Origin of the sequence: Egicoccus halophilus (genome assembly GCF_004300825.1) — a bacterium.
Lineage (GTDB): Bacteria > Actinomycetota > Nitriliruptoria > Nitriliruptorales > Nitriliruptoraceae > Egicoccus > Egicoccus halophilus.
In genome coordinates, this window is record NZ_CP036250.1 from 944,921 (window position 1) to 963,218 (window position 18,298).

Sequence of the window (18,298 nt, forward strand, 5' to 3'; positions counted from 1 at the left end):
GTCCGCGACGGCCGACCTTCGTCCGGGCCGGGGCGCTTCGCTAGCGTCCGGCTCCGGGGACGGACGGCAGCCGCCCCACCCGGCGACGTGGGAGGACGGGCCGTGAGCACCGAACTGGACGCGCTGCGCCAGACCGTGCGGGACTTCTGTGACGCGGAGATCCGCCCCCACGCCCGTCAGCGCGACCGCGAGGAGTCCTATCCGGCCGAGCTGCTCCCCGGTCTCGCGGAGCTCGGGATCCTCGGGGCAGCCATCCCCGAGGAGTACGGCGGCGTCGGCCTCGACCCCGCCGGCTACCGCGTGGTCATCGAGGAGCTGGGCGCCGCGGACTCCTCGATCCGCTCGCTGGTCTCGGTCAACGTCGGCCTGGTCGGCAAGTCCATCGTCCGGTGGGGCACCGAGGAGCAGAAGCAGCGCTGGCTGCCGGGGCTGTGCGTCGGCGAACTGGGCGCGTTCGGGCTGACCGAACCGGGCGCCGGCTCCAACCCCTCGCAGATGACCACCCGGGCCGTCCGCGACGGCGACGGCTGGGTGATCGACGGCGCGAAGATCTTCATCACCAACGGCAGTCGCGGGGCGGTCACCAAGATCTTCGCCCGTGCGGTCGTCGACGGCGAGGACCGCGGCATCACCTGCTTCCTGGTCCCGCAGGACACCCCCGGCTACGGCGGGCGTGCCATCCACGGCAAGCTCGGACTGCGCGCCGGCGACACGGCCGAGATCTTCCTCGAACGCGTCCGCGTCGGCGACGACGCCGTGCTCGGCGAGGTCGGCGGCGGGATGAAGGTGGCGCTCTCCGCCCTCGACGACGGTCGCTTCTCCCTGGCCTCGGGAGCCGCCGGGCTCGCGCGCGAGGCCCTGGAGGTCAGCCTGCGCTACGCCGAGGAGCGCGAGCAGTTCGGCAGCCCCATCGCCTCCAAGCAGCTGGTGCAGGAGCTGCTGGCGGCGATGCACGTCGACGTCCAGGCCTGTCGTGGCCTGCTCGACCAGGTGGTCGCCAAGCTGCAGACGGGGGAACGCGCGACGCTCGAGATCTCCACCGCCAAGCTGTTCTGCACCGAGGCCTCGGTGCGCTGTGCCGACCGGGCCGTACAGGTCCACGGTGGCTACGGCTACATCGACGAGTACCCGGTCCAGCGCATGCTGCGCGACGCCCGCGTCACGACCCTCTACGAGGGCACCAGTCAGGTGCAGCACCTGATCATCGGTCGCATGCTCACCGGGCACAATGCGTTCTGAGCCGCGCCCTGCGAGCCCGGCCAGTCGAGCAGGATGCTGATGCAACACCCACCGGCGGGCTGGTACGACGACCAGCAGGACGCGGGTCGCCTCCGTTGGTGGGACGGCGAGGGCTGGACCGAGCACCGACGTGACCGGTCCGCGGCGCCCGCCGTCGCCGCGGCCAGCCGCACCAACGCGCTGGCGATCGTGGCGTTCGTGCTGTCGCTGCTGTGGTTCGGCGGCCTGACGTCGCTCGCGGGCATCGTCGTCGGGGTCGTCGCCCGTCGGCAGATCGCGGTGTCCGGCGAGGGCGGACGTGGCCTGGCCACCGCGGCCGTCGTGCTCGGCGCCGTCGGCCTGGTGCCCCTGCTGTTCGGAGTGGTCCTGCTGCCGCTGCGGCTGCTGGGCTGGTAGGACCCACCCGACCCCTCGCCGTCCGGACCCCCGTCGGCGGGCACCTGCGTCGTGGTGCCGTTACCGTCCCCGGCTCGTAAGCGATCGAGGACTGCTTCCGTGGCCGGTTTCGACCTGCACACCCACACCACCTTCTCCGACGGCACCACGACGCCCGAGCAGAACGTGCGGGACGCGGTCGAACTGGGTCTCGAGGGTCTCGGCGTCACCGACCACGACACCACCGCCTCCTACGGGCCGGCGACCGCCGCGGCCGACGGCACCGGCCTCGAGGTGGTGCTCGGCACCGAGTTCTCGGCCGAGCTCGACGGGTCGTCGGTGCACGTGCTCGGGTACTGGATCGATCCCGGGTACGGACCGCTGGTCGACGAGCTCGAGCGGCTGCGCAACGAGCGCGAGGACCGGGCGCGGGCCATCGTGGAGAAGTTCCACGCCCTCGGGATCGAGGTCGCCTTCGCGCGGGTCCAGGAACTGGCCGGTGAGGCGCCGATCGGCCGGCCCCATCTCGCCCAGGCCGTCGTGGAGACCGGCGCAGCACCCGACACCCGGACCGTGTTCGACCGGTGGCTCGCCGACGGCGGGCCCGCCTACGTCGAGAAGCACGCCGTCACCCCCGAACGGGCCGTCGAGCTGCTCGTCGCCTCCGGGGGCGTGGCCGTGCTGGCACACCCCGGTCTGTTCGGCGTCCCCGGCGAGCCCGGCCGCGGCGCACCGGCCAACGACGGCCGGGCGTTGGGGCCGGGTCTCGCCGACGAGGTGGTCGAGCGCATGGCCGCCGGCGGGCTGGCCGGCATCGAGGCGGACCACCCCGACCACACCGACGAGCACCGACGGCGCTACCGCGACCTCGCCTCCGGACTCGGGCTCGAGGTCACCGCCGGCTCGGACTACCACGGGGCCGGCAAGGACAACCCACTGGGGCGCGCCACGACCGAGCGCGAGGTCGTCGAGCGGCTCCGGACCTGGCGTCGCGCCTGAACCGGGCGCGAACCCGGACTTTCCCCGGAGCCGGCAGCCTGACAGACTGGCCGCACGGACGGGGGCCGTCCGGCCACGCCTGCGTGACGGGTCGGGCGGTGTCCGTCCACCCGTCCGGTCGGCCAGACTCGGCCGCGAACGGGGCCGCTGCCCGTGGCTCGGGCGGCGTGATCCCGACCCCAGCGACGATGTGACGATGTGCGGAGGAACCCCACTTGGAGCCCCAGCAGGTCCAGAAGGCCCAGAAGATCGTTCCCGTCCCGACGCTGCACTTCGGCGAGGGCGCGCTCGCCGGTCGGGTGGTCCGGCTCGATCGCGACGTGGCGACGATCGGACGGCGGGACGACAACGCGTACGTGATCCCGGATCCGCGCGTGTCCCGGCTGCACGCCGAGATTCGCAAGGAGGCCAGCGCGGTGATCGTCACCGACCTCGGCTCGAGCGCCGGGACCAAGGTCAACGGCGAGGAGATCCACGGCCCTGCGGTGATCCGTCATGGTGACCGCGTCAGCTTCGGTCCCGTCACCGCCACCTTCGAGGACCCGGCCGCCGCCTCCCAGGCGGAGGACGCCACCATGGTGTTCGAGGTGCCGAAGGTGGAGACCGGGCCGCACCTCTCGCCGCGACAGCAGCAGGTCCTCGAGCTGATGGCCGAGGGGATGACCAACTCCGAGATCGGCGAGCAGCTCGGGGTCACCGAGCGGACCGTCAAGGCCTACGCGCAGGAGCTCTACGACAAGCTCGGCGTGCGCAACCGTGCGGGTGCCGTGGCCGAGGCCGCCAAGCTCGGGCTGCTGTAGCGCTTCGCTACGCTTCCGGCGAACCGACGCCCGGCGCGAAGCCGCCCGGTCTCGGGAACGTCGGCCGACGGCCCGGTGGACCCCTCGGTCCGGGGCAACGTCCTCGGGGATCCGGCCGGACCCCGCCGGGCTCGCCGTCGTCCGCGATGCTCCGCGTGCCTCCTCCGCTGCGGACAGACCCTGCTGCTGCCCACGGAGCGCCGCCGATGGACCTGCCGTTCGCCCTGGATCTCGCGCTCGCGGTGCAGGCGTTCGTGACGCTGCTGGTCATCATGGATCCGCTGGGCAACGTGCCGGTGTTCCTGGCGCTGACCGCCACGGACACCGCGGCACGGCGACGGCGCACGGCGCGGCACGCGATGACCGCGGCGGCGGTCATCGTCTACGTGTTCGCGTTCTTCGGCACGCAGATCCTCGCCAGCCTGTCGATCGGGCTTCCGGCGCTGCAGGCGGGCGGCGGCGTGGTGCTCTTCCTCACGGCCCTCGAGATGCTCAAGGGGGACATCCTGGTGCCCAGCGCCGCCGAGGGGGTCAACGTGGCGGTGGTGCCGCTCGGCGTGCCGCTGCTGGCCGGGCCCGGTGCCATCTCGGCCGCGATGGTGTTCATGTCGGGGTCGGAGACCGGACCGCTGGACGTCGGCCGACAGCTGACCGTGGCGCTGGCGATCGCGGCCGTGCTGCTGGTCGTCTACCTCACCATGCGCTACGCCGAGTTGCTCGAGCGACTGCTCAAGGACAACGGCATCCACCTGGTCACGCGGGTCATGGGGATGCTGCTGATCGCGATCTCGATCGAGCTCGTCGCCACCGCCGTGCAGGCCTACGTCGCGGGCGCCTCGGCACTGCCGTGACCCGCCGGGCGCACGGCGCCCTCGGGGGAGCCTGCGGGTGCTGGATAGGCTCCCCGCCGAGGCACCGTCGCCCTCGACCACCGGAGTCCCCGTGCCCGCGACCGTGTACGCGTTCGCCAACCAGAAGGGTGGCGTGGGAAAGACCACCTCCTGTCTCAACGTGGCGGCGGCGATGGCCGAGCTCAGCCGCGCCGTGCTGGTGGTCGACCTCGACCCGCAGGCCTGTCTGACCTTCTCGCTCGGCTACGACCCGGACACCACCGAACCGTCGCTGCACGACACGGTGGTGGGACGGGTCCGGCTGGCCGAGACGATCGTGCAGCACGGTGAGGTGGACGTCGCGCCGGCCAACATCGACCTGGCCGGCGCCGAGGTGACGCTGCTCTCGCGCACCGGTCGCGAGTACCTGCTGCGCGGGGAGCTCACCGACCTGCTGGACAGCTACGACGCGGTGTTCGTCGACTGCGCCCCCTCGCTCGGCGTGCTGACCATCAACGGACTGACGGCCGCCGACGAGGTCGTCATCCCGGTCCAGTGCGAGACGCTGTCACACCGGGGGGTCTCGCAACTGCTCGACACCATCGCCGACGTGCGGCGGCTGACCAACCGCGGACTCGAGGTCCGAGGGTTGCTGGCCACCATGTTCGACCCGCGCACCCGGCACAGCCGCGAGGTCCTGCGCGACCTGTTGTCGCGCTACGAGCTGCCTCTGGTCGGACCGCCGGTGCGCAAGTCGGTCCGCTTCGCGGAGTCGCCGACCTCCGGGGAGACCCTGGTGGGCGCCGGGGCCGACGTGCCCGGAGTCGCGGCCTACCGGGCCATCGCCAGACAGCTGCTGGGGCTCGAGGTCGACGAGGAGCTGCTCGAGGCCGCCGGGTGGACGCCCCGGCGCCAGGCCGAGGTCCTCGGGGTGCCGGAGGGCACCCGTGTCTGATCCGCCGACGTCGCCGTTCGACCGGGTGCGCAAGCCGGATCCCACCGTGCCGCGCGTGCGCGACGGTCAGGGCAAGGAGGCCCTGTACAGCACGGCGCCGACGGCCGCACCGCCGCCACAGATCGAGGTGACGTGCCGGTCGTGCGGCGTGCTGCGGGGAGTCAGTCTGCTGGAGGCACTGCGCCTGCTGCGGCCGCCCTCGCTGTGGCTGCCCTTCCGCAGCCGGATCTTCAGCCGTTGCCCCACCTGTGGACGTCGCGCCTGGCTCCACGTCGAGCTGGGGCAGGCGCTGCGCGTCCTGCGGTCACAACTCCCGGGCTCCTGACGCCGTCGACGCGGCCGGGAACCACCGCGGCGGCCCGGCCGGGCGCCACGGTGTCCGGCCAGGCGCCACGGTGTCGGGCGGCCTCAGGGCAGGTGCTCGACCTTGACCCGGCGGGCGAGCTGGGGATCGCCGTCGCCCCTGGCCTCGGCGCCACGACGCGCGACCTGCAGTCCGGGTACGGGCGGGAGCTGCTGCCGGTCGTCGCCGCGCTGCCCGCCGCCGCCCTTGCCCTTCGACCGGCTGTTGCCGGACCGCGAGCCGCCGGAGCGGTTGCCGCCGGAGCCCGAGCCACCCGACCGCGTGTTCGCGGAGCGGTTGTCGCCGCGGGTCCCACGCCGGCCGGAACGGTCGTCCCTGCCGCCGCCGGTGTCGGCCTCGCCCGTGGACCCCTCGGTGTCGTCGCGGTCCGTGCCGCGGGAACGTCCGCCACGGTCGCGTCCGGAGGTGTCGCTGCGCTCGCCACGGCGGGCGCGGTTCCGGCTGCGGGACGCGGGCTCGTCGCCGTTCGCGTCACCGTCGGCGTCGCTGCTCGCGCGGCCGGCGTCCGCGTCGCGGGGACGGCCACGCGACGGCGCGGCATCGTCACGGGTCCGGGCACGGGCACCGGCACGGGCCCGCGTCCGACCGCTGCCCGCGCTCGGACGGGACGCGTCGTCGCGGTCCGCCGGGTTCGCGTCGTCGCGGGGCTCGTCCCGCGTCCGCGGGGCGTCGTCGCGGTCGCGGCGCTCGTCGCGCCCCTGCGCAGCCTCGTCGCGGTCACGGCGTCGGACGCGGGTGCGTTCGCGGCTGCGGCCGGTCGGGGAGGGAGCCTCCTCCGGCCCGTTCTGTCCGGAACGGTCGCCGCGGTCCCGGTCGTCGCGTCCACGGTCGTCGCGGGTGCGATCGTCGCGGGTGCGGTCGCGCGCCGACGTATCGCCCGCCGACGCGTCTCCCGCCTTGGCGTCGCGCGCCGACGAGTCGCGTGCGGCGTCGTCGTCGCGCCCACGGTCGTCGCGGGTGCGGTCGTTGCGCCCGCGGTCGTCGCGGGTCGACGAGTCGCGTCCGGGGCGGTCGGGACGTCCACCGCTGCGGTCGTCCCCGCGTCCGGCATCGGCGGCGCGTCCGGCGTCCGGGTCGCGTGGGCGGTCCCGCGCCGCGTCCCGGTCCCGTCCGCTGCCCTCGCGGTCACGTCGGTTCTTGGGACGCCCGTCGGAGCGCCCCTTGCGCGGTCCGTCCGTGCGTCGCCCACCGCCGTCGCCGCCGTCGCGCGGGCGCCGGGAGAGGTGGTCCCACGGCTTGTCGTCGGGCAGGTCGAACAACTCGGCCAGCATCGGCGAGGTCGAGAAGATCTGGTGGACGTCGGTGTCGGTCGCGCCGACGGCCTTGCGGATGACGTTGAGGCGGCCGGCCTCGTTGAACTCCGCGAAGGTGACCGCGACGCCGGCGTTGCCGGCGCGGGCGGTGCGGCCGATGCGGTGCAGGTACATCTTCTCGTCGTCGGGACAGTCGTAGTTGACGACGTGCGTGACCCCGGTCACGTCGATACCGCGGGCGGCGACCTCCGTGGCCACCAGCACGTCGGCCTTGCCCGAGCGGAAGCGGTCGAGGTTCTTCTCCCGGGTCTGCTGACGCAGGTCGCCGTGGATCGCGATCGCCGGGACCTGCAGTTCCTCGAGGTCGTTGACGAGGCGGTCCGCCATGTTCTTGGTGCGCACGAACACGTAGCACCGCCCGCGCCCGGGCGACTGCAGGATGCGCGCGAGCACCCGCGGCTTGTCCATGCGGTGGACGCTGAAGAAGTGCTGCGCCACGTTCGGCGCGGTCTCGTGCTCCTCGCTGTCCGCCCGCATGAACGTCGGGTGGTGCAGGTAGCGCCGTGCCATCTTCACGATCGCCGTCGGCATCGTGGCGCTGAACAGCATCGTGTGGCGGCCCTCGGCCGGGCAGCGCTCGATGAGCCGCTCCACGTCGGGCAGGAAGCCCATGTCGAGCATCTCGTCGGCCTCGTCGAGCACGAGCACCTTGACCTGCGAGAGATCGAGGTTGCCGCGCTTGAGGTGGTCGAGCAGGCGCCCGGGCGTGCCGACGACGACGTGCACACCGCCCTGCAGGGCCGCGGTCTGCTCCTCGAAGCCGACGCCGCCGTACACGCTGATGGTCGTCAGGTCGCGGTGCTCACCGATGCGGAGGTCGTCGTGGACCTGCACGCACAGTTCGCGGGTCGGGACGATCACCAGCGCCTGGGTCGCGCGCAGGTCCGCGTCGACCTGCTGGAGCAGGGGCAGGCCGAAGCCCAGGGTCTTGCCGGTCCCGGTCCGCGCCTGCGCGATGAGGTCGTTGCGACCGAGCGCCAGCGGGAGGGTCAGTTCCTGGATGGGGAACGGATGGATGATGCCTTGCGCCTCGAGCGCGTCGCACAGGGCGGCGTCGACACCGAGGTCACGGAACGTCTTCGTCACAGGGTTCTCTCGTCCGGGCGATCCCCGGCGCCTTCGAACCTCACGGCACGCCTGCTGGATCGCAACTCGCTCTGGCCGGCGGGACGAGGTGTCGTCCGCACCCGGCGGCCCGGGGACGCGTCGGCGCCCGCGGCGGCGGCCAACAGCGCCGCTGGCGCGCAGCGACGGACCGGTGCGCTGGCGCCGCACACCGGGTCGCAACCCGAAAGAGAAGGGTCGCAACCCGGAATTGGCGCCTGCGAACGGCCCTGTGGGCCGGGTACAGGCTATCGCACCGACCCCGGCCGGCCGGGCACCACGAGCAGGGTGCGGTCCGGGACTAGCGTCGCCGTCCGAGTCCGAGCAACCGGAACGTTCGACACGGAGGGGACGTGAGCGACCACCTGGCGCGTGCGGACGAACTGGTCGGCCGCTATCTCGACCATGTGCGCGACCACGCGCCGGTCGAGGCGACGCGCCTGGGGATCCGTGATCGCGACGGTGAACTGCCCGACCTCTCGCCGGTGGCGCTGGCGGCGCGCAGCCGTGACCTGGCCGTCCTGGCCGCCGAGGTGCGGGTGGCCCTGGCCGAGGTCCCGGCGGCCGGGGCCGGCGACGACCGCGAGGCGGCTGGCGACCTGCAGCTGCTCGCCGACGAGCTCGAGTACCGCCAGTTCCTGCTCGACGTGCGCCCGCGGTACGTGCTGGACCCGCTGGCTGCGCTCGAGACCATCTCCGCCGGCATCCACGAGCACCTGCGCCGGCTCGACCTGCCCGTGACCGAACAGCGCCGCCGCCTCGCCGCCGCCGTCGCGCGGGCCCGTCGGGTGCCGGTGCTGCTGGAGCAGGCCGGTTCGCTGCTGCGGTCCTCGCCGGCGCCGCACCTCGACGTCGCCCTCCAGCGGTTGCCGGGCCTGATCGAGCTCGTCCGCGACGAGCTGCCCCGGCGGGCGGAGCAACTCGCCGGCGACGTCACCCACGCACGGGACGCCGGCGAGGTCGCGGCCGAGGGCCTCGAGGCCTACGCGGCCCTGCTCGACGAGTTGCACGACGAGCCGTCCGCGCCGTGGCGGCTGGGCCCGCAGGAGCACGAGGTCACGCTGCGCGCGGCGCTGGGCACCTCGATGGCGCCGGCCGAGATCGAGTCGCGTGCCCGGGACTGGATCGGCGAGGTCTGCGCCGAGATGGCCGAGCTGGCGGCCGCGACGTGGCAGCGACGCTTCCCGGGCGAGGCAAGGCCCGACGACACCGACGAGCTCCTCCGCCGGGTGCTCGCGCAGGTCGCCGATCGCCAGGTCCCCCGCGACCAACTCGTGCCCGAGGCCCGGCGTGCGGTCGACGAGGCGCGTGCCTTCGCGCTCGCGTCCGGGCTCACCGACGTCCCGCCGGCCGAGCGCCTGACCGTGACCGAGGTACCCGACTACCTGCGCGGGATCGCGGTCGCCTTCATCACGCAGGCGCCCCCGCTCGAGCCCGACACCGGGTGCACGTACTACCTCTCGCCCGTCCCCGACTCCTGGGACGACGACCTCGCCGAGTCCTTCCTGCGCGAGTACAACCCGGCGCAGTTGCGTTCGCTGGCCATCCACGAGGGCTACCCCGGCCACTTCGTGCAGCTCGAGCACGCCTCGCAACACCCGCGCGTGGCGCGACGGCTGCTCGCACGGCCGGCCTTCGCCGAGGGGTGGGCGGTGTACATCGAGCGCGAGGCGGTCCGGGCCGGCTTCGGGGACGGCGACACCTCGGCGGTCGACGGTGACGACTACCGGATCACCCAACGCAAGCTCGAGCTCCGTATCGCCACGAACGCGCTGCTCGACGTCGGCCTGCACGCGGGGGAGCTCGCGGACGAGCAGGCGCTCGAGCTGTTGACCTGCCGGGCGTTCCAGGAGCGCGCCGAGGCCGAGGGCAAGCTGGTGCGTGCCAAGGTCACCTCCGGGCAGCTGTGCTCGTACTTCGTCGGGGGTGAGGAGCTGGGGGACCTGCGCCGCGAGGTCGAGGACGCGGCCGGTGGCGACGTCGACGTCCGCCGTTTCCACCAGCGGGTGTTGTCGCACGGCACCCCGACGGTCGAGATCGTGCGGGCGGCCCTGGCCGACGACGCACCGGCCCGACGCCCGTTCGCCTAGCCGCGTACCGGCCGTCGAGTAGGTTCCGCGCCGATGCGTTCCACTCGCGCCCGAGGAGCGGCCGTGGTCTTCGACCTCACCCTGACCGACGAACAGCAGCAGACCCGCCAGTGGGCGCACGACTTCGCCCGGCGGGAGATGCGCGAGGCGACCGTCGACGGGGTGCCGGTCCACCGCCACTACGACGAGGCGGAGGAGTTCCCCTGGCCGGTGGTGCAGAAGGCCGCCGGGATCGGGCTCTACGGCCTCGACTACTACCAGATGGTCGGCCAGGACCCGAGCGGGATCACCTCGGCACTGGTGCTCGAGGAGACGTTCTGGGGGTGCGCCGGCATCGGTCTGGCGATCTTCGGCTCGGGCCTCGCGCTGGCCGGCCTGGTGGCGACCGGCACGGGCGAGCAGATCGGCACCTGGGCGCCCCGCATCTTCGGTACGCCCGACGACGTGAAGGTCGGGGCCTACGCCGTCTCCGAGCCGGGCGCCGGCTCGGACGTGTCCCGGATCCGCACGCGGGCCACGAAGGTGGACGGCGGCTGGTTGCTCGACGGGGAGAAGATCTGGATCACCAACGGCGGCATCGCCGACGTGCACGTGGTCGTCGCGACCGTGGACCCCTCGCTCGGGCACCGCGGGCAGGCGTCGTTCCTGGTCACCGGTGACGCCGAGGGGTTCGCGCAGACGAAGAAGACCCGCAAGCTCGGCATCCGGGCCTCGCACACGGCCGAGCTCGCGATGACCGACTGCTTCGTGCCCGACGAGCAGTTGCTCGGCGGACAGGACCGTCTCGACGCCAAGCTCGAACGGGCCCGCAACCCCGACCGGGAGCGACGTTCGGGGGCCCTGTCGACCTTCGAGGCCACGCGACCGATCGTCGGCATCCAGGCCGTCGGGGTGGCTCGCGCCGCCTACGACGCCTCGGTGACCTACGCCCGGCAGCGCGAGACGTTCGGGGTGCCGATCGTCCAGCACCAGGCGATCGCGTTCAAGCTCGCCGACATGGCCACCGACATCGACGCGGCGCGCCTGCTGTGCTGGCGGGGCATCAACATGGCGGTGACGCAGACCCCGTTCCTGCACGCCGAGGGCTCGATGGCCAAGCTCCACGCCGGCCGGGTCGCCGTCCGCGTCGCCGACGAGGCCATCCAGATCCACGGTGGTTTCGGCTACAGCCGCGAGTTCGACGTGGAGAAGTTCTCCCGGGACGCGAAGATCTACGAGATCTTCGAGGGCACCAAGGAGATCCAGCAACTGGTCATCTCGCGGGCGATCACCCGCGAGGGCTGAGGGACGCCTCCACACGGCCGACACCGGCGTCCGGCCGACGGACGTCGGCCGGGCCCCGCGCCGCCAGTCGCAGCGCCTGGGACGGCGTGAGCGTCAGGGGCGGCGAGCGGTGGTCGAGCGCGGCGGCGTGCACCGTCGTGCGCGGGCGCACGGACGCCTCGGCCGCCGGGTGGTCGGGTGCCGGGTCGCCCGCGGCCGCCGGGTGGTCGGGTGCCGGGTCGCCCGCGGCCGGGTGGTCGGGTGCCGGATCGGTGCGTGCCGGGTCGGTGGGTGTCGCGTCGTCCGGCGCCGCGGGGTCGGCGGACGGAGGGCGCGGAGCGACGGGCGGCTGTCGGGCGGTGAACAGCAGGCGCCCCACCGTCGTCGGGTCCGGCGCGCTCGCCGCGACCGCGCGGCGGCGCCAACGGCGGGGCGACGTGCTGGAGCGGGTGGCGCGGGCCACAGGGTCCTCCTGCCCGAAGGCGTGCCGGCGCGCGCCCGCGCGCCGGTCGCCGCTCCGGTCGGCCGGCCCGCTGCCCGCCCGAGGACGAGGGCGAGCCGCGCACGGCGCCGGTCCGGGCGGTCCCCGTGCGTGGCGGCGCGAGACGTGGTCGGGGAGGCTCAACCGTCCTCGGCGAGCCAGGGCAGCACGTCGTCGCGGGCCAGGGCGGCGTCCGTGGTCAGCGAGTCGCCGGGCGCCTCGAGCAGATCCAGGCCCTCGGCGGCGAAGCGTTGCGCGACGGCGGTCGCCCGGCCGTCGGCGTGGACGTCGAGGTCGTGCTGCGCCTGGGCGGCCAGCAGCGCGGCCTGCAACGCCCGGCCCAGCGTCAGCGCGAGTCGTCGCGCGCCGTGCTGCAGCGCGGCCGGACCGGCGTCGGCCGCCGGTGTCACCCAGCGGCTGGCGTGGTCGGCCGCGTCGACGGCCAGCTTGCCCACCGTCGCCAGGGGTGCGGACGTGGCGAGCCCGGCGGCGCGCCGGACCTCCTCGACGTAGGCGGCCAGCGTGCGGTGGTCTCCCAGGGCCCGCACGACGTCCAACGACAGCACGTTGGTGGTGCCCTCCCAGATCGGCAGGACCTGGGCGTCGCGCAGCAGCTGTGGCAGGTGGGTGTCCTCGATGTAGCCGGCGCCCCCGAACGCCTCGAGCGCCTCCGAGGCACCGGCCACGGCCTGCTTGCCGGTCGTGAGCTTGGTGATGGGCAGCAGCAGGCGCAGGGCCTGCTGCTCGCGCTCGGTGGCGACACCGGCCTCGTCCCGGCCGAGCAACGCCACGGCGTGGAAGGCGAGCTGCAGCGACGACTCGTGCTGCACACGCAGCCACGCCAGCGTCGCCTGGTGGAGGGGCTGGTCGACGAGCGCGCTCCCGAACGCCTCGCGTCGGCCGGCGTAGTCGCGGGCGAGTGCCAGCGCCCGCCGCAGCCCGGACGCGGCCGTGACCGCGTTCCACAACCGCGTCACGGTGAGCATGGGCGTGATGTTGCGGGTGCCGTCGGCGGGCGGGCCGACGAGCTGCGCGAGGGTGCCGTCGAGCGCGAGCTCGGCCGTCGGCATCTGCCGGGTCCCGAGCTTCGACTTCAGCCGCAGCACGCGCAGGTCGTTGAGCCGGCCGTGTGCGTCGCGCACCTCGACGTAGAACATCGCCAGGCCGCGGCCACCCGGGCCGTTGCCCTCCGGGCGGGCCAGCGTCAGCGCCATGTCGGCCGTCACCGCCGAGGTGAACCACTTGGTGCCGGTCAGGCGCCACAGCGGCCCCTCGGCACGGGCGACCGTCTCCGTGCGACCGACGTCGGAGCCACCGGGCCGCTCCGTCATCCACTGCCCGGAGGTCCATGCCGTGGCGGGATCGCGGCTGGTCAGGCGCGGCACGGCCCGCTCGACCAGCTCCCGGTCCCCGTGCACGAGCAGCGTCTTCGCCGCGCCGTCGGTCATCGCGAGCGGACAGCTGTAGAGCGCACTGGACGGGGCGAACAGGTAGGCGAGCGCGAACTGGTGCACCCGGGAGTGCTCGCCGTGCGCCCGCTCGTAGGCGGTCGCCACCACCCCGTGGGTCGCAGCCACCTCGGCGATGCGCGCCCAGTACGGGGAGGTCTCGACGCGGTCGACGCGGTTGCCCCAGGCGTCGAACGGGCGCAGGCGCGGCTCCTCGGCCGGATCGTCCATCGCGTCCGACCAGGCCTTGAGGTCGGTGGCCGCGAGCCGTCCCAGCTCCGCGAGCGTCGGCACGACCCCGTGGTGGACATCGGTCGGCAGCAGCCGCTCCAGGCAGCGGCGCAGCGCCAGGTCGTCCTCCCACTCGTCGCGCAGGCGCGGCGGCGCCTGGAAGAAGCCGTGCTGCTCGACGGTGCCCATCGCTCGACTCCCCGGTCACGGAACGGATCACGCCGATGCGTTCCCCTTCGGTTCCGGCACCGTACTGCCTCGCGCGACCCGGTCAGGCGTAGAGGACGACGGCGGCGGCGGTGGCCAGGTTGAGGCTGGAGACGCCCGCCCGCATCGGGATCCGCACGGTGGTGTCGGCCCGTCGGCGCAGCCCCGCGCTGAGCCCGCCACGCTCGGTGCCGAGCACCACCGCGGCGTCCGCCGGCAGGGTCCGGGGGCCGAGGGCCGCGCCGTCGGGATCGAGTGCGACCAGCGGGCGACCGAGCTCCGGCAGGGTGTCGAGTCGCCCGCAGGCCGGCAATGCGAACTGCAGGCCGGCCGCCGCGCGTACCGCCGTCGGGTGCCACGGGTCGGCGTCGCCGATGACGCACACCCCGGCCGCGTCCGCCGCGGCCGCGACCCGTACGACCGCGCCGAGGTTGCCCAGGTGGCGCGGCTGTTCGAGCACGACCAGCCGCCCGCGACGGTCCAGGTCCGGCAGGGCCGCGACCGGCGGGCGCACCGCCACCGCCAGGACCGGCGAGGGCAGCTCCCGACCGACCAGCGTGGCCCAGGTGGCGGCGTCCACGTCCACCGGTGCGACCGGCAGGGTGACGTCGGGTGCCAACGTCGTCAGCAACCGTTCGAGCTCGTCGCGGTCGGGGGTGGCGACCACCTCGATCTCGGCGCCGAAGCGCACCGCGTGCTTGAGCGCGTGCACGCCCTCCAACCTCACCCGGGACGGGTCACGTCTCGCCGAGCGCAGTCGGGACACCGCGTACGCTCGCTGCATGCCAGTTCTCCTCGTCCTCGCGTTCGTGATCGTCCCGCTCGTCGAGCTGACGGTCATTCTCCAGGTCGCCGGCGTGATCGGGACGCCGTGGACCATTGCACTGCTGGTGGTCGACAGCCTCATCGGTGCCTGGCTGCTCAAGCGCGAGGGCCGGCGCGCCTGGCAACAGTTCCGGCGGGCGCTCGACGAGCTGCGCTGGCCCGGGGACGAGGTCGCCCAGGGCGCCCTGGTGCTGGTCGGCGGAACGCTGCTGCTCACGCCCGGGTTCGTGACCGACGTCGTCGGGTTCCTGTTCCTGCTGCCACCCACCCGCCGGGTCGTCGCCGCGCAGGTCCGGCGCCGGATCCGCCCGCTGGGAGGCGCGTTCGGTCGCCAGGACACCGGTGCCGGGCCCCGTCGCCGGGAACGTGCCGGTCGCGGCGAGGTGCTCGACGTCGAGGTGGTCGAGATCGAGCGCGACGAGCCCGACGTCGGATCGGGCGGTGCCGGCCGGCGCGACGGTGGCTCGTCCGACGGTCGCCGCCGTGGCGAGCTGCCTCCCGACGACGCCTCCTGAGCCCGTGAGTTCCGACCCGACCCGGTCGGATCGCTAGCGTCGAGGCGCCGGTGGCTGCGGAGGGCGGCCTGGGAGCCCGGCGAGCTTCGTGCATGGAGAGGTTCATGGAGGCGATCCACCAGGCCATTCTCGACGAGGCGCCGGGCGAGGAGCTCGGACGCGTCCCCCTGCCCGCCACGATGCGTGCCGCGGTCGTGCGCAAGTCCGAGGTCGACCTGTTCGACGGCGTCGCGTCGCAGGACAAGGACCCGCGCCGCTCGTTGCACGTCGACGAGGTCCCGATCCCCCCGCTGGGACCCAACGAGGTCCTGATCGCGCCGATGGCGTCGGCGCTCAACTACAACACGGTGTGGACCTCGATCTTCGAGCCGCTGCCGACGTTCGGGTTCCTCGAGCGGATGGGACGCACGGGTGAGCTCGGCGCCCGGCACGACCTCGACCACCACATCGTCGGATCCGACGCGGCCGGGGTCGTCGTGCGCACGGGGCCGGGGGTGACCCGCTGGCGGCCCGGCGACCGGGTCACCGTCCACTGCAACTACGTCGACCTCGAGGGGCCCGAGGGCCACGAGGACTCGATGCTCGACCCCGGGCAGAAGATCTGGGGCTTCGAGACCAACTTCGGCTCGCTCGCAGACCTCTCGATGGTCAAGGCCAATCAGCTCATGCCGATGCCGACGCACCTCAGCTGGGAGGAGGCGGCGTCGCTGGGCCTGGTGATGGCGACCAGCTACCGCATGCTGGTGGGGGAGAACGCCGCCCGGATGAAGCAGGGTGACGTCGTGCTCGTGTGGGGGGCGACCGGCGGCATCGGCGGCTTCGCGACCCAGTTCGTCCTCAACGGCGGCGGCGTCCCGGTGTGCGTGGTCTCGAGCCCCGAGAAGGCCGCGCTGCTGCGCTCCATCGGCGTCGAGCACGTGATCGACCGCAAGGCCGAGGGCTACCGGTTCACCGCCGGGGACGGCTCGCCCGACTACGGCGAGATGCGCCGCTTCGGGGCCCGCATCCGGGAGCTCGTCGGTCGTGACCCCGACATCGTCTTCGAACACCCCGGACGCACGACCTTCGGTGCGTCGGTGTTCGTCTGCAAGCGGGGCGGGACGGTCGTGACCTGCGCGTCCACCACCGGCTACCTGCACGAGTACGACAACCGCTACCTGTGGATGCACCTCAAGCGGATCCTCGGCAGCCACTTCGCCAACTACCACGAGGCCTGGCTGGCCAACGACCTCGTCGACCGCGGCATGATCCACCCCATCCTGTCCAAGACCTATCCGCTCGAGCGGGCTGCCGAGGGTGCCTACGAGATGCACCACAACCTGCACGCCGGCAAGATCGGGATCCTCGTCGGTGCCCCCGAGGAAGGGCTCGGGGTCCGCGACGCCGACAAGCGGGCGCGACACGCCGAGCGGATCGCGGCCTACCGCACGCTCGAGGCCTGAGCTCCGGCGACGAGCGGCACGGGGGTGGTGCCAGCACCACCCCCGTCTCGGCTGATCGGCGGGGGCGACAACCCGGGAGCCGCACGGATATCGTGACGGTCGAGGGCAGGGGTCCGCACGGGGGGCGGGGCGATGTCGGGGAGCAGGTCCGGTGTGGAGGGTGCCCGCGCGTGCGCGCGTCTCGCCGCGTGGACACTGGCGCTCGCGGCGGCCTTCGGTGCGCTGCTGCTCCTCGCCGGCGGGAGCGAGGTGGTCGGTCCGGCGGTCGAGGTCCCGGGAGCGCTGACGCTGCTCGTGGTGTCCATGCTGCTGGTGTCGTCGCCGCGGCGTCGGTCGTGGCAGCAGACCGGGCACGATCGCGCTCTCGCCGCCGGCACGGCGGCCGCCATCGACGCACTCGACCCGGTCGAGCACCGCAGCGTGGAGCTCGGCGCGCCCTGGCCGCGGCTGATCGTCGGCCCGGCGGGGGTGGCGATCGTCGACGTGTGTCCGCCCGGACCGCCGGACGGGGTGCGCCGTCGGCGGCTGCCGTCCGGTCGCGCGCCGACGTGCGCCGGGTGCGAGGCGTCGAGCCGGGCCGCCGGAGTCGCCCGCCGGCTGCTCGACGAGGTCGACGGCGGTCGTCAGGTCCCCGTGCGCCTGTTGGCGGTCGTGGGACCGGCCTCGCCGGTCGGCCGTGACCGGAACGGTGCCGCCGACGCCCGGGTGGAGACGATCCGGGCCGACCACCTCGCCGACCGGCTCGCACGGGGGCCGGTGCTGCCGATGGAGCTGGTGGACCGGACCTTCTGCCGGCTGGCGGGACTGTCGGGCATGCAGGCGCCGACGGCCTGACGTCGTGGGGGTCGCGGTCAGCAGCCGGCGGCGAAGAACTCCATCGGCAGCGGACTCAGGCAGCTCGGCCACCAGTGCAGGGCGGCGAACAGCGGCACGACCGCCCACGCCCGGTCCCGGCTGGCGAGCAGCACCGCGGTGATGGTCGCCGTGCCGGCCGCCAGGGAGCCGGCGTACAGCCCGCTCAGCAGGTCCCCGCGGAACAGCCCCCCGAAGGCGAACACGTGGGCGATGCCGAGCACGGCGACGGGGGTGAGCACCGCCGCTCGTGGGATGGTCCGCCGCGGCGGCACGAGCCGGTCCGCGACGAGCACGAGCGCCAGGAGTCCGGCCACCTGGAGCACGCTGGGCAGCAGTGGGGCGGCACCGATGGCGCGCAGCAGCCCGGTCAAGAGCGCGACCCCGGCGGCGCCGACGCCGAAGGTCCGCAGCAGTTCGGTCAGCGACACGTCGGGGGAGCGGAACGCCTCCCGTCCGCGCACGACGAGGAAGCAGGTGAGCAGCAGCGCGCCGGCGGTGGCCACTGCGAACGAGAGCAGGCCGAGGGCGGCCGCCGCAACCGCGTCCATGGTCAGGAACCCGGCGCCGCCGACGCGTCCGAGCAGGCGGGTGTCCGCCCCGGCGGTGACGAGCTGGTGGAGCACGCCGAGCACGACCGCCGGCACCGCCAGGGCCAGTCCCGTCCGCCAGCCCGTGCGCGGCCCGTCGAGCCCGAACGCGGCGATCCGGTCCTGGCGGTAGCGGGCCAGCAGCCACGGCACCAGGCCGGTCAGGACGAAGATCCACGCGATGTCGAGGAACGACCCCAGGACCGTCCCGGGGCCGGGGTAGAGCGGCAACGCGGTCAGCAGGCCGATCACGAGCCCTCCGAAGAGGGTGGTCGCGCCGGCCAGGATCACGTCGCTGCGGGCGTCGTCGCGGCTGAGGTACACGCTGGCGGACGGTAGCAGCCGGCTCGGGTGGCACCGGCGCAGGCTGGGTAG

General features: G+C 73.9%; 17 protein-coding genes. 12 read left to right on the top strand and 5 right to left on the bottom strand.

Going from position 1 to position 18,298, the window contains the following annotated elements; genetic code table 11:
- Window positions 1–102 precede the first annotated feature (102 nt).
- From ELR47_RS04375 to ELR47_RS04405, 7 genes are all read left to right on the top strand, one after another.
- Entirely contained in the window at window positions 103–1,239 is a 1,137-nt protein-coding gene (locus tag ELR47_RS04375) for an acyl-CoA dehydrogenase family protein (RefSeq protein WP_205745437.1), read from the top strand.
- Window positions 1,240–1,278: 39 nt separating this feature from the next.
- Window positions 1,279–1,635, top strand: a complete 357-nt coding sequence (locus ELR47_RS04380; protein WP_205745438.1) for a DUF4190 domain-containing protein — start codon at window positions 1,279–1,281, stop codon at window positions 1,633–1,635.
- 99 nt (window positions 1,636–1,734) lie between these two features.
- Entirely contained in the window at window positions 1,735–2,613 is an 879-nt protein-coding gene (locus tag ELR47_RS04385) for a PHP domain-containing protein (RefSeq protein ID WP_130648787.1), read from the top strand.
- Between the two features lie 215 nt (window positions 2,614–2,828).
- Window positions 2,829–3,413 (top strand): FHA domain-containing protein, encoded by a 585-nt coding sequence (locus ELR47_RS04390; protein WP_130648788.1) that lies wholly within the window; start codon window positions 2,829–2,831, stop codon window positions 3,411–3,413.
- Between the two features lie 206 nt (window positions 3,414–3,619).
- Window positions 3,620–4,264 carry a MarC family protein gene (locus tag ELR47_RS04395; RefSeq protein WP_130648789.1) on the top strand — a complete coding sequence of 215 codons (645 nt, stop codon included), beginning with the start codon at window positions 3,620–3,622 and terminating at the stop codon, window positions 4,262–4,264.
- Between the two features lie 91 nt (window positions 4,265–4,355).
- Window positions 4,356–5,198, top strand: a complete 843-nt coding sequence (locus ELR47_RS04400) for a ParA family protein (protein ID WP_130648790.1) — start codon at window positions 4,356–4,358, stop codon at window positions 5,196–5,198.
- Complete coding sequence (locus ELR47_RS04405; RefSeq protein WP_130648791.1) at window positions 5,191–5,523, top strand: hypothetical protein; 333 nt, start codon at window positions 5,191–5,193, stop codon at window positions 5,521–5,523. Before ELR47_RS04400 ends, ELR47_RS04405 begins: the two co-directional genes overlap by 8 nt.
- An 83-nt stretch (window positions 5,524–5,606) precedes the next feature.
- Here the strand turns inward: ELR47_RS04405 and ELR47_RS04410 are convergent, their stop codons facing one another.
- Window positions 5,607–7,961: a DEAD/DEAH box helicase gene (locus tag ELR47_RS04410; RefSeq protein WP_130648792.1), complete on the bottom strand. Its 2,355-nt coding sequence runs from the start codon at window positions 7,959–7,961 to the stop codon at window positions 5,607–5,609.
- Window positions 7,962–8,332: 371 nt separating this feature from the next.
- Between ELR47_RS04410 and ELR47_RS04415 the strand changes: the two genes are divergently transcribed.
- Together ELR47_RS04415 and ELR47_RS04420 are read left to right on the top strand one after the other, a co-directional pair.
- Window positions 8,333–10,069, top strand: a complete 1,737-nt coding sequence (locus ELR47_RS04415) for a DUF885 domain-containing protein (RefSeq protein WP_130648793.1) — start codon at window positions 8,333–8,335, stop codon at window positions 10,067–10,069.
- Between the two features lie 63 nt (window positions 10,070–10,132).
- Window positions 10,133–11,353 carry an acyl-CoA dehydrogenase family protein gene (locus tag ELR47_RS04420; RefSeq protein ID WP_229730676.1) on the top strand — a complete coding sequence of 407 codons (1,221 nt, stop codon included), beginning with the start codon at window positions 10,133–10,135 and terminating at the stop codon, window positions 11,351–11,353.
- On the opposite strand, the gene ELR47_RS04425 is transcribed toward ELR47_RS04420, so the two are convergent.
- From ELR47_RS04425 to ELR47_RS04435, 3 genes are all read right to left on the bottom strand, one after another.
- On the bottom strand, window positions 11,337–11,795 hold the full coding sequence (locus tag ELR47_RS04425; RefSeq protein WP_130648795.1) for a hypothetical protein: 459 nt from the start codon (window positions 11,793–11,795) through the stop codon (window positions 11,337–11,339). The genes ELR47_RS04420 and ELR47_RS04425 overlap by 17 nt on opposite strands.
- Window positions 11,796–11,953: 158 nt before the next feature.
- Complete coding sequence (locus ELR47_RS04430; protein ID WP_130648796.1) at window positions 11,954–13,681, bottom strand: acyl-CoA dehydrogenase family protein; 1,728 nt, start codon at window positions 13,679–13,681, stop codon at window positions 11,954–11,956.
- A gap of 82 nt (window positions 13,682–13,763) precedes the next feature.
- Window positions 13,764–14,483, bottom strand: a complete 720-nt coding sequence (locus tag ELR47_RS04435; RefSeq protein ID WP_130648797.1) for a TrmH family RNA methyltransferase — start codon at window positions 14,481–14,483, stop codon at window positions 13,764–13,766.
- On the opposite strand from ELR47_RS04435, the gene ELR47_RS04440 reads away from it, so the two are divergent.
- From ELR47_RS04440 to ELR47_RS04450, 3 genes are all read left to right on the top strand, one after another.
- Window positions 14,482–15,039 carry an FxsA family protein gene (locus tag ELR47_RS04440; RefSeq protein WP_130648798.1) on the top strand — a complete coding sequence of 186 codons (558 nt, stop codon included), beginning with the start codon at window positions 14,482–14,484 and terminating at the stop codon, window positions 15,037–15,039. The two genes, ELR47_RS04435 and ELR47_RS04440, sit on opposite strands and share 2 nt — an antisense overlap.
- 92 nt (window positions 15,040–15,131) lie before the next feature.
- Window positions 15,132–16,481: a crotonyl-CoA carboxylase/reductase gene (ccrA, locus tag ELR47_RS04445; protein WP_130648799.1), complete on the top strand. Its 1,350-nt coding sequence runs from the start codon at window positions 15,132–15,134 to the stop codon at window positions 16,479–16,481.
- A 153-nt stretch (window positions 16,482–16,634) separates the two neighbouring features.
- Window positions 16,635–17,315 (top strand): hypothetical protein, encoded by a 681-nt coding sequence (locus ELR47_RS04450; RefSeq protein ID WP_130648800.1) that lies wholly within the window; start codon window positions 16,635–16,637, stop codon window positions 17,313–17,315.
- Window positions 17,316–17,332: 17 nt separating this feature from the next.
- On the opposite strand, the gene ELR47_RS04455 is transcribed toward ELR47_RS04450, so the two are convergent.
- Entirely contained in the window at window positions 17,333–18,247 is a 915-nt protein-coding gene (locus ELR47_RS04455) for a hypothetical protein (RefSeq protein WP_130648801.1), read from the bottom strand.
- Between the last annotated feature and the right edge of the window lie 51 nt (window positions 18,248–18,298).